We start from the raw sequence: 10,820 nt of genomic DNA, 5'->3' as shown, positions 1-10,820 counted from the left end.
CCCATCACATCTCTTTAAGTCAATTACCTTTGACTGTGGCAAAGAGTTTTCGAATTGGAAAAGTATTAGTAACCAGCATGATGTGTCTATTTTCTTTGCAGACCCAGGGTGTCCGTCTCAACGTGGTTTAAATGAACAGTCCAATGGCTTACTCCGTCGCGACGGTTTATTGAAACAGATGGATTTCAACACGATTAACCAAGCCTTTGCCTCGTCAGTAGCTAACAAGAGAAACAAGATTCCTAGAAAATCGTTAGACTATAAAACACCCGTTGAAGTATTTTTGGAACACGTACCAGATTGGAAGTTGTCTAGCTTAAGTTGACAAACTAAAATAAAAAAAGATATCAGCCATTAGAAGGCCATGAAGCTTATACTATAACTGGAAACGTGAATGATCTGGACAAAATAGATTATGAGGGTATGACTGATGTTAAACTTCAGAATTTATTACCAGTAGATGATATGGCCTTTGATATGAATTTCCACATTCTTTCATTTGAACCCGGAGCCTCTCATGGCTACATCGAAACGCATTTCCAAGAGCACGGTGCTTACCTTTTAACAGGAAAAGGGGCGTATAATTTGGATAATGAATGGCTGATGGTCGAAAAAGGGGATTATATCTTTATGAGTGCCTATGTCCAACAAGCAGCCTACGCAGTGGGAAGAGGGGAGCCTCTCAGCTATCTTTATTCGAAAGACAGCAACCGTGATCCAGAAATCTAAAACAATTAAACTACTTATAGAGGAGCCAAATGAATGACTAAAGAAGTTAGAGCAAGTCAGGAAGAATTACACACCTTAATCAAAGAAAAAATAGCTAAAGCTGGGCTTAAGGAAGCACACGCTGAAGAAGTTGCAACTCATTTGACTCATGCAGATACGAATGGAATCCATTCTCATGGCGCAGTAAGAGTGGATTATTACTCAGAACGCATTGCTAAAGGTGGAATAAACACTGAACCTTCATTTAAATTTGAAAAAACCGGTGAGAGTACGGGGATTTTCCACGGCGACAATGGTATGGGACAGGTTGTGGCGAATGAAGCCTTGAAAGAAGCGATTTCACTAGCCAAACATTCTGGTATCGCTGCAGTTGGCGTCAGACAAACCAGCCATACGGGGACGATGGGCTATTACGTCGAAAAAGCAGCGAAAGAAGATTTAATTGCTATATCCTTGTGTCAGTCTGATCCGATGGTTGTTCCTTTTGGCGGATCAGAACCTTATTATGGTACGAACCCGATCGGTTTTGGAGCTCCTAGAAAAGATAAAGAACCGGTCGTTTTTGATATGGCCACGACAGTACAGGTCTGGGGGAAAGTATTGGATGCCAGATCTAAAAACGTTGAAATTCCAAATACCTGGGCAGTGGATGGCGAAGGCGAACCAACAACTGATCCGCATGCTGTCAAAGGCTTATTACCAGTCGCAGGTCCAAAAGGATATGGTCTTATGATGATGGTTGATATGATGTCAGGTATCCTGCTTGGCTTACCGTTTGGGAAACATGTTTCCTCGATGTACAATGATTTATCAAAAGGAAGAGAACTGGGGCACTTGTTTATTTTGATCGATCCTAGCCGCTTCACAAATATTGATATGTTCAAAGAGCACGTGGATCAAAGCATGAATGAACTTAATGAAACCAAGCCGGCAGCTGGCTTCGACCGTGTACTGTATCCAGGTGAATTATCCTTGATTAAGAGAAAAGAAAATCAAGACAAAGGAATTCCAGTCGTTCAGGATATTTATGATTATCTGAAAAGTGATACCGTTCATTTTGATAAATATGGTCACTCGAGTCCTTTTGCAGATTAACTAAAAAATTATATATAGTACCTGAATAATTCATAGTTTTACTAATATTGTTTTTAAACATTGATTTAATAGTATTTAAAGCAACTTACTTCATCACCCATTAGGTGATGGAAAAAGAACCACTTTCTGATATGGTTAATTCACTACAAACAACCATAGAAAGGGGTTCTCTCAATGGTTACTTTACAAGAAAATGCAGTGAAATTCAACAATAACTTAATCGATTCTCATGATGGTGGTCGTTTATCAAGTGATTCTGGTTTGATTTTAATCGATGAATTAATGGATGCTTTCCAATTTACTCCGCTCTCTAAAAAGATTGTTCGATTTAACGACAGTCGAAAATATTGGACGCATACGAATCATAAGCTTTTAAAACAGTTAGTACTGCAAATTGTAGCCGGTTATAACACCGACTCTGCTGCAAATATTCTACAGCATGATCCGGTATTACAGACGTTATAAACTGATGAGCCGTTGGCTTCTCAATCATCCATTTCTCGATTCTATGATCGTGTAGTGGTCGAAACAATTCTGACGCTCCAAGTACTCAACCAGGATTTAATTGACAAAGCCCGTTTGGTTCGTAACGATACAAACATGATTATCGATTTAGACTCTACCCATTCGGATACCTTCGGTCATCAAGAACAAACTGCTTACAACGCCCATTATGGAACGAATGGCTACCATCCTTTAGTGGCATTTGACGGCTTGACTGGCGACTTTTTAAAAGCCAAGCTTCGATCAGGAAATCAATACACTTCCAACGGGGTCAAAGAATTTCTTGAACCGTTATTGGAACATTATAACCAACCGATTCCAACCACTGATATTCTCGTTCGTGGAGACAGTGGTTTCGCGACACCGGATGTTTATGATTTATGCGACTTATACGAAAATCAGTATGTCATTCGGCTAAAGGCCAATAGGAATTTATATCGTTTAGCGGAAGAGTTTGTGTTCTATGATAACCATCATCCTTGGGATGAAAAAGAAGTCTATTATCATTCGGTTTCCTACCAAGCAGCTTCATGGTTCAAACCGCGTCGAGTGTGTATTCGTTCAACTCGAGAAGTAGGCGAACTCCTTTTTAAGCATTCCTTTATAGTCACGAATTTCTCAGAAAACATCTCAGCTAAAAGAGTATTTGAAACCTACAATAAACGCGGTAGCATGGAAAACTACATTAAAGAAGCCAAAAACAGCTTCTTCTTTGATAAAACAGATAGTCCCAGATTCATTGAAAACGAGGCCCGCATGATGATTAGCCTGTTGGCGTACAATCTGGTTAACTTCTTACGCACCTTGTGTTTTAAGCCAAAATCGAAAGGACTCCAAGTGGACACAATCCGTTTCCGTCTATTCAAAGTGGCTGGAAAACTAGTCAGCACTGCAAGACAAATGTATTTAAAACTATCGATTTCTCATGTTTATCAGCGAGAGTTTTATGCCGTATTCAGGAAAATCCAAAGGATTCGGCAGTACATTTAAAGAACCTGATTTTTAAAAAGTTTAAATGGCCCAGGGAGAAGTGCGCCTAAAATTTGAGTTCAAAAAGTGAAAAGTCTCAAAAAAATTAAGTAGACCGAAAAAAATAAATAATTAGGATAGAAAATGGAAAACGATAAAGAAAATATAACAACATTGATAAAACAGCCTCTGAAATTAGAGGTATGAATTATTCAGGTTGTATCCTAGTTTTCCATTTAAATATTCTAGTACGATTTTCAATTTAAATTGATATGAATATTTCGACATAAAAATAGCTCCCTAAAAATTAGATTAATTACTCTAACTTTTAGGGGGGCACATCAGTTGAAAGTGTAGGTAAGTGTTTTTTTAGTTAGATTCAGATCCGTTAATTTCTTGTAAGTAGCGATAGACACTGGGTCCTGTCACTTTAAGTAAATTAGCAACTTTTACAATCGCTCCTTTTAATTGAAAAATTCCTTTTTGCTCAAGAGTTCTAACTATTTCTAGACGAGTATCTTTAGTTAGGGTCACCCTAGGGTCAAGTAATACAGGATCAATTACTTCTTGTATAATTTCCTCGATATCAGCAGACAAGATTTCAACTTCATGATTTCCTGTGTGTTCTTCTCCTTCGTTAAGGAAGTGATCGATATCAATATTGATTAGTGATAATAAATCTTTTGCAATATTTTTATGTTTCGAGAAATCAGAGTTAATACAGAGTAATCCTAATAAGTTATCATCATCATCTTTAATATAAAAAGTAGACCCTTGTATAACTTTGTCATCTTTCACGACAACCTTGTAGTTTAAGATACTATCATTTACTTTATAATCTTCCTGCTTTATTTTTTCTAAAGCTAAGTTTGTAAGCGGACCCCCTTCCGAACGATTACTAATGTGACTATTTACTATTTCACCGATATATGAATAATCTTCTTCAAGGACGTGAAGAACTATTTCATGATTCTCACCTAATGCTTGTCCTAAGAATCGAACTAATCTTTGATAATTTTCAATCCAGTTTTTTGACATAAAACATCATCCTCTTAATCTTTTTATTAATATAATAATTAATTGTTATATGCTTGAGCCCTATTATACCACAAGTGTGAGACTAAATTATCAATAAAAAAAATAACTTTTGATCATAATGAGAAAAAGTTATTGACGCGGTGGCTGAAAAGGGTTACAATAATCGTGTAATCAAATATATCTAGTGTTTTATGCATAAACAGAGATAATTTTTGTTGGGTTTTATAATAACTTTTTATCAGCATGTTATTATATTCAAAACAAATTAAAAACTATTAAGAGAAGGAGGTTGTGAATTGGTAGCAGAATTAAAAAGTGTAGGGCCTTATTCATTATATCGTTGGGCAGGTGATTTACTGTTTATCTCAGGACAATTACCTATTAATCCTCATACAGGATTACTTGAAGAAGGATTTAAGGATCAGTGTGCCCGATCATTATCAAATATTCAAACAATTTTAGAAGGTGAAGGTTTGACCTTGAATGACATTGTTAAGTTAACTGTTTTGGTAGATGATTTAGAAGATTTTAATGAAGTGAATGAGGTTTTTGAAGAAGTTTTTGATCAACCATATCCAAGTCGTTCAACATTTGAAGCAGCAAGATTACCAAAAGATGCTTTAATAGAAATTGAAGCAATTGCAATAAAATCATAAATCATAAAAATAAAAAATAGTCAGGAGAAAATAATGGATGTTATTTTAGGAATAGTATTGTTATTTGCAGTGTTAGCATTCTTTACTATATTCAACTACAGAGCCCCTCAAGGATCTAAAACTATGGGTGCATTAGCTAGTGCAGCATGTGCCAGCTTCTTAGTAGAAGCATTTCACTCAGCATTTTTAGGAGACCTCGTTGGTATAGAATTTCTAGGCGAGGTTGGTGCAGCGAATGGAAGTGCTGGTGGTGTAGCCGCAGCAATTCTAGTGCCATTAGCATTAGGGGTTGCTCCGGTTTATGCAGTATTAGTAGGTCTTTCAGTAGCAGGTATGGGAATATTACCTGGGTTTATAGCTGGATATCTTATTTCCTTTGTTGTTCAATGGCTTGAGGAAAAAATTCCAGATGGATTGGACTTAATTGTGATTATTTTGATAGCAGCACCATTATCTCGATTGATAGCCGTAGCCAGTTCTCCAATGGTTGATGCCACATTACTACAAATAGGAGAAATACTTGTTTCTACAGCAGATTCTAGTCCAGTGATTATGGGTGTAGTTTTAGGAGGAGTTTTAACAGTAGTAGCTACAGCACCATTAAGTTCAATGGCTCTGACAGCCCTGTTAGGATTAACAGGGACACCAATGGCAATCGGTGCATTAGCAGTCTTTGGCTCATCATTTATGAACTACGTATTGTTTAGTAAGATGAAATTTGGTGACAAAAAAGATACAATCTCAGTTGCGATTGAACCTTTAACTCAAACGGACATTATATCAGCCAATCCAATACCAGTTTACGTAACGAACTTTATCGGTGGAGCGTCAAGTGGTTTAATTATCTCATTAATGGGGTTAGTTAACAATACACCTGGAACAGCCACACCAATAGCAGGGTTTGCAGTTATGTTTGCTTACAATCCGGCTGGTCAAGTGTTAATTGCAGCAGCAGGAGCTATGCTAGTAAGTATTGCTACCGGATATTTAGGTTCTTACATCTTTGCAGATTATGATATTGTGACAGCTGATCAGGTACGTAACATAGGTTTGAAAAATATTTAAACTTTGGATGACGTAAAAATAAAGAGGAGGATGATTAATGTTAGATATTAAAAAAATCAGAGAAAACAAAGAATTTTATGTGAAGAACTTATCAGATCGAGGGGTTGACGAAGTGTCAATCACCAGTCTAATCGAATTAGATCAGGCGCGAAGAACCTCTTTAGAACAATTGGAAGCGCTTCGCCACCAAAGAAATAAAGCAAGTTCATCAATACAAGAGTTTAAAAAGAAAAAAATGGATACAGAAGCAGAGAAATTAATAGAAGAAACTAAAAAAGACAGTGAACAAATCGTTCAGTTAGAAAAAGAAACACGACAGATAGAAAAGGATTATCATGATTTAGCAGCAGTGATTCCTAATATTGCACATGAAAGTGTACCATATGGAGAGAGTGAAGATGATAATACACTTTTACATCAAAAAGGGGAGACACCTAAATTTGAGTTCACTCCTTTACCTCATTACGAAGTAGGAACAAACCTTGGGATTTTGGATTTTGAACGCGGGTCCAAGGTGTCAGGGCCAAGATTTGTCTATATTAAAGGACTAGGTGCACAGTTAGAGCGAGCAGTTTATAACTTTATGTTAGAAGTACAGACGAAAGAACATGGTTATACGGAAGTTATTCCTCCTTACCTAGTGAAAGAACAAAGTATGTTTGGAACTGGACAATATCCAAAGTTCAAAGAAGATGTTTATAGTATTGAAGGGGAAGACTTAGTATTAATACCTACTTCCGAGGTACCTTTAACAAACTACTATGCAGATGAAATCATACCACTAGAGGAAATCCCAACGTACTTTACGGCACTAAGTCCATGCTTCAGATCTGAAGCTGGTAGTGCTGGGAGAGATACACGTGGTTTAATCCGTATGCATCAGTTCCATAAAGTTGAAATGGTTAAATATGCTTTGCCAGAAAATTCATTTGATGAGTTAGAAAAAATGAGAGAAAATGCAGAACATATTTTAGAACTTTTAGAACTTCCGTATCAAACAGTGACATTGAGTACAGGAGATATGGGATTCTCAGCATCTAAAACATATGATTTAGAAGTATGGTTCCCAGCTCAAAATACGTATAGAGAAATATCATCTTGTTCGAACTGTTTAGACTTCCAAGCAAGAAGAGCGAACATAAGATATCGAGATGAGTCTGGAAAAGTAGACTATATTCACACCTTAAACGGATCAGGATTAGCTGTTGGACGTGCAGTAGCAGCGATAATAGAAAATTATCAACAAGAAGATGGCAGTATAAAAGTACCAACAGTTCTTAGACCATATATGGACAACTTAGAATATATCAAATAAAAAAAGAGGAGCTTTAAATTGATGAATACAGATGTAAAAGCAACAAAAATTAACTTTGAAAATGCGGTAATTAAAGACCTAATGGATTTTAAGAATGTGTTTTGGATTAATGAAGACAAGCCAAGTTTTGAAGTTGCAGATAAAACAGCAATGTTTTCACATGCAGATGTTAAAGATGCAGAAGATCGCTTAGCACGTTTTGCACCATTCATAGAAAAAGCTTTCCCGGAAACAGAAAGTACAAATGGAATTATTGAATCACCAATCTCTGATATTTCAGATTTCAAAAAAGAGTTAGAAGATCACTATAATGTAACAATCGATGGATCGTTACTCTTGAAAAGAGATGATACATTACCAATAGCTGGAACAATTAAGGCTAGAGGGGCAATCTACGAAGTTTTGAAGTATGCTGAAACATTAGCATTACGAGAAGGTGTTTTAGAGAGTAAAGATGTAAACTATGAAATCTTTGCAAGTGATGAGTTCAAGCAATTTTTTGCAGAGTATAATATTACCGTGGGTACAACTGGAAACTTAGGAATTAGTGCTGGAATCATGGGTGCTAAACTTGGATTTGAAGTAGTTGTGCATATGTCCTTAGAGGCAAAGCAGTGGAAGAAAGACCTACTTAGATCTCATGGTGTAAATGTGATTGAGCATGATACAGACTTTACATTAGCAGTTGAAAATGGTCGAAAAGAATCAGAAGCAAATCCTAAATCTTATTTTGTTGATGACGAACACTCAACTGATTTGTTCTTAGGTTATACTGTTGCAGGAAGCCGTTTGAAAGAGCAGCTTGACAAAGAAGGTATTATTGTAGACGAAGATAACCCATTATTTCTCTACTTACCTTGTGGAATTGGCGGAAGCCCAGGCGGAATTACTTTTGGCTTGAAGCATGCCTATGGTGATAATGTTCACTGTTTCTTTGCAGAGCCAGCACATATTCCATCAATGCTTTTAGGACTTGAAACAAAGAAATATGATGATGTTTCAGTTTATGACTTTGATATAGATGGCAAAACAAATATGGATGGACTAGCAGTTCCACGCACATCTGGCTTTGTCTCAAAATTAATGAGTGATTTCTTTGATGGAGGATACACATTACAAGAGTCAGAAGCAAAACGTTTTTTAACTCGACTAATTGATATTGAAAGTATTCCGTTAGAACCAGCTGCAGTAGCGGGTCTACCTGGTCCAGCATACTTATTTAAGTCAAAAGAAGGACAAGCTTACTTGAAAGAAAATGGCTTAGCAGATAAAATGAAGAATGCGACTCATATATCATGGGCAACTGGTGGAAGTATGGTTCCAGAAGAAGATATGCAAGAGTTTTACAATGAAGGTGCCGGTTTATAATTACAGGTAACGTGATTTTTAAGAAGAATTCTGTGAAAGTATATTAACAAAGCTCCCACTATAATGAGTAGTAAAATAATTATACTCATCTAAGGTGGGAGTTTTTGTTTTAAAAATTATTTAAAATGATGATTGAGCTTAAGAGAAAGAGAAAAAACATGAGAGAAAACAAGGTTTTATTAGTATCAGATTTTGTAGGTGTGGGAAAGGTTGCATTATCCACGATGATCCCAATATTGAATATAATGGAGGCAGATGTCTCTTATTTACCGACCGCTGTAATATCTAATAATTTTGATTACGGTAAGGTAGTTGTAAAAGAATTAACAGATTTTATGAAAGATAATAAGAATACTTGGAAAGAATTAGATTTTCAGTTTGATACAATTACTACGGGGATTCTTATGAATCCTCAGCAGGTGGAGATTGTTAAAGAAATTATCAATTACCATGATAGAAAACCCTTCATCATTTCAGATCCGATAATGGGAGAGAACGGAGAAATCTACCCAGGATTATCAAACGATTTAGTAGAAGCCTCAAGATTAATGGCTTTAGAAGCTGATCTAATAATCCCTAACCTCACGGAATTTTGTTTAATAGTTGGAAGAGACTATCCATGTACAGATGAATTAAATCATACTCAACTAGTATCTTGGTTAGAGAAAGCTAAAGATAAGGGAGTTAAGTCTGCAATCATTACATCAGTAAAGATTGAGGATGAATATTATGTCTATGGCTATTCTGAAGAAGAATCTATTTTTCGAGTGAAAATTGATTATGTACCTGTAGAGGTAGGAGGTACCGGAGATATATTTACTTCATTAATAACATGAATATTTACACACACGTTGTTTCAAGTACTAAAAGAGATACTGCAGATAAATTTGCGAATTATATGGAAAATTAAGTATATTTCGACAATAAAAGATAAAAAGAGGAAGTGGATAGATGAAAAAGTTTATTACATTTATTGGTATTAGTTCTCTCATATTGTTCGGCTGTAGTGGTGAAGACATACAAGATACTGAAGCAACAGCAAGTCAAGAATCATCGGAAAAGGTATATGAAACTAAAGATTTAAAATTTGATGATTTAAAAGACATTGAAATTGGTGATTCTGTAGAAAAAGTTTATGAACAGTTAGGTGAGCCATTAAAGAAATGGAGTTCGGAATTCGTATATGAAGAATTGGAAGCTTTAGTTTATAGAAATGAAGCAGCACTTGCAATATTAGGAGATTTAGATCCAGAACTTTCTGCAGAACATGACTATGTAATTGAGCAAGCAGAAAAATCTTTGGAGATTGATAAACTTACTTTGTTACAATATACGTATACTTATGAAGAAGACACTGAAGAAACAGCACTATATTGGATAAGTCCTAGAACAGATACAATAGTTGCTGAAGCGAAACGCAAATTTATCGATGAAGATGGCAAAGAAATAGATGCTGAGGATAATGATATTTACAGCAGTGAGAATACAGATTATACAGAAGAAAAAGGTTCAAATAATTCTTCTGTAGCTGAAGTTGGTTGGGAAATTGGAGGTTACGTGCAGTATGAAACAGACGATGGCTTACAATACAACATTCAACCTGAACAATTCATACTTTTCGTTGAAACATGTGCCAACTGCCTAACGGCAGCTTAAATTTACTTTTTCATTTTCACCTGTTAAGTGATGAAAAAAGAACCCCATTCTGATATGGTAAAGGTGTCTAAACCAACCATAAGAAAGGAGTTCTCTTCATGATTAGCTTACACAAAAACCAGGTAAAATTCAATTCAAACATCATCATTTCGCATACAGGTGGTCGTTTATCGAGTGATTCGGGTTTAGTCTTAGTTAAAGAAGTAATGGATACCTTCAAGTTTTCTGATTTGGCAAAATCACTTCTGGACATTAAAGATAACCGTGCTTACTACACGCATGATAATTTAGCGATATTAGAACAGCTCATTATGCAACTGATTGCTGGTTATTCGGCAGACTCGTCAGCTAATCTGTTACGACAGGATCCAGTCTTTCAAATGGTGTTAGGCAGAAAACAATTAGCCTCACAATCGTCAATTTCA

At 36.0% G+C, this 10,820-nt stretch carries 10 protein-coding genes and 2 pseudogenes; 11 read left to right on the top strand and 1 reads right to left on the bottom strand.

Features of this window, described 5'->3' with window-relative positions:
* The 4 genes and pseudogenes from BMX83_RS09630 to BMX83_RS09615 form a co-directional block, all read left to right on the top strand.
* On the top strand, nucleotides 1-325 hold a 325-nt coding region (locus tag BMX83_RS09630; RefSeq protein WP_143059528.1), incomplete at its 5' end, for an IS30 family transposase.
* 11 nt (nucleotides 326-336) lie between these two features.
* Nucleotides 337-729: pseudogene (locus tag BMX83_RS09625) on the top strand (cupin domain-containing protein); the annotation flags it as partial.
* A gap of 33 nt (nucleotides 730-762) precedes the next feature.
* The gene (allD, locus tag BMX83_RS09620; RefSeq protein WP_091636490.1) at nucleotides 763-1,824 is read left to right on the top strand and encodes an ureidoglycolate dehydrogenase; all 1,062 of its coding nucleotides are present in this window, start codon (nucleotides 763-765) and stop codon (nucleotides 1,822-1,824) included.
* 174 nt (nucleotides 1,825-1,998) lie between these two features.
* Nucleotides 1,999-3,318: pseudogene (locus BMX83_RS09615) on the top strand (IS1380 family transposase).
* A 348-nt stretch (nucleotides 3,319-3,666) separates the two neighbouring features.
* Here BMX83_RS09615 and BMX83_RS09610 read toward each other — a convergent pair.
* A complete protein-coding gene (locus tag BMX83_RS09610) occupies nucleotides 3,667-4,335 on the bottom strand; it encodes a helix-turn-helix transcriptional regulator (protein ID WP_091636487.1) in 669 nt (222 codons plus the stop codon).
* 296 nt (nucleotides 4,336-4,631) lie between these two features.
* On the opposite strand from BMX83_RS09610, the gene BMX83_RS09605 reads away from it, so the two are divergent.
* From BMX83_RS09605 to BMX83_RS09575, 7 genes are all read left to right on the top strand, one after another.
* Nucleotides 4,632-4,991, top strand: coding sequence for a RidA family protein (locus BMX83_RS09605; RefSeq protein WP_091636484.1), 360 nt, complete (start codon nucleotides 4,632-4,634; stop codon nucleotides 4,989-4,991).
* 33 nt (nucleotides 4,992-5,024) lie between these two features.
* Nucleotides 5,025-6,056 carry a PTS sugar transporter subunit IIC gene (locus BMX83_RS09600; RefSeq protein ID WP_091636481.1) on the top strand — a complete coding sequence of 344 codons (1,032 nt, stop codon included), beginning with the start codon at nucleotides 5,025-5,027 and terminating at the stop codon, nucleotides 6,054-6,056.
* Nucleotides 6,057-6,093: 37 nt separating this feature from the next.
* A complete protein-coding gene (serS, locus tag BMX83_RS09595) occupies nucleotides 6,094-7,371 on the top strand; it encodes a serine--tRNA ligase (RefSeq protein ID WP_091636478.1) in 1,278 nt (425 codons plus the stop codon).
* 21 nt (nucleotides 7,372-7,392) lie between these two features.
* Nucleotides 7,393-8,739: a D-serine ammonia-lyase gene (locus BMX83_RS09590; RefSeq protein ID WP_091636476.1), complete on the top strand. Its 1,347-nt coding sequence runs from the start codon at nucleotides 7,393-7,395 to the stop codon at nucleotides 8,737-8,739.
* A gap of 158 nt (nucleotides 8,740-8,897) precedes the next feature.
* Nucleotides 8,898-9,575: a bifunctional hydroxymethylpyrimidine kinase/phosphomethylpyrimidine kinase gene (locus BMX83_RS09585; RefSeq protein WP_177170569.1), complete on the top strand. Its 678-nt coding sequence runs from the start codon at nucleotides 8,898-8,900 to the stop codon at nucleotides 9,573-9,575.
* Nucleotides 9,576-9,690: 115 nt separating this feature from the next.
* Nucleotides 9,691-10,395 (top strand): hypothetical protein, encoded by a 705-nt coding sequence (locus tag BMX83_RS09580; RefSeq protein ID WP_091636471.1) that lies wholly within the window; start codon nucleotides 9,691-9,693, stop codon nucleotides 10,393-10,395.
* Between the two features lie 98 nt (nucleotides 10,396-10,493).
* Nucleotides 10,494-10,820 (top strand): transposase (locus BMX83_RS09575; protein ID WP_177170546.1); only part of this gene is annotated, 327 nt, incomplete at its 3' end.

This window comes from Alkalibacterium gilvum (genome assembly GCF_900109085.1).
Lineage (GTDB): Bacteria > Bacillota > Bacilli > Lactobacillales > Carnobacteriaceae_A > Alkalibacterium > Alkalibacterium gilvum.
This window is presented reverse-complemented; position numbering and strand designations above follow the sequence as displayed.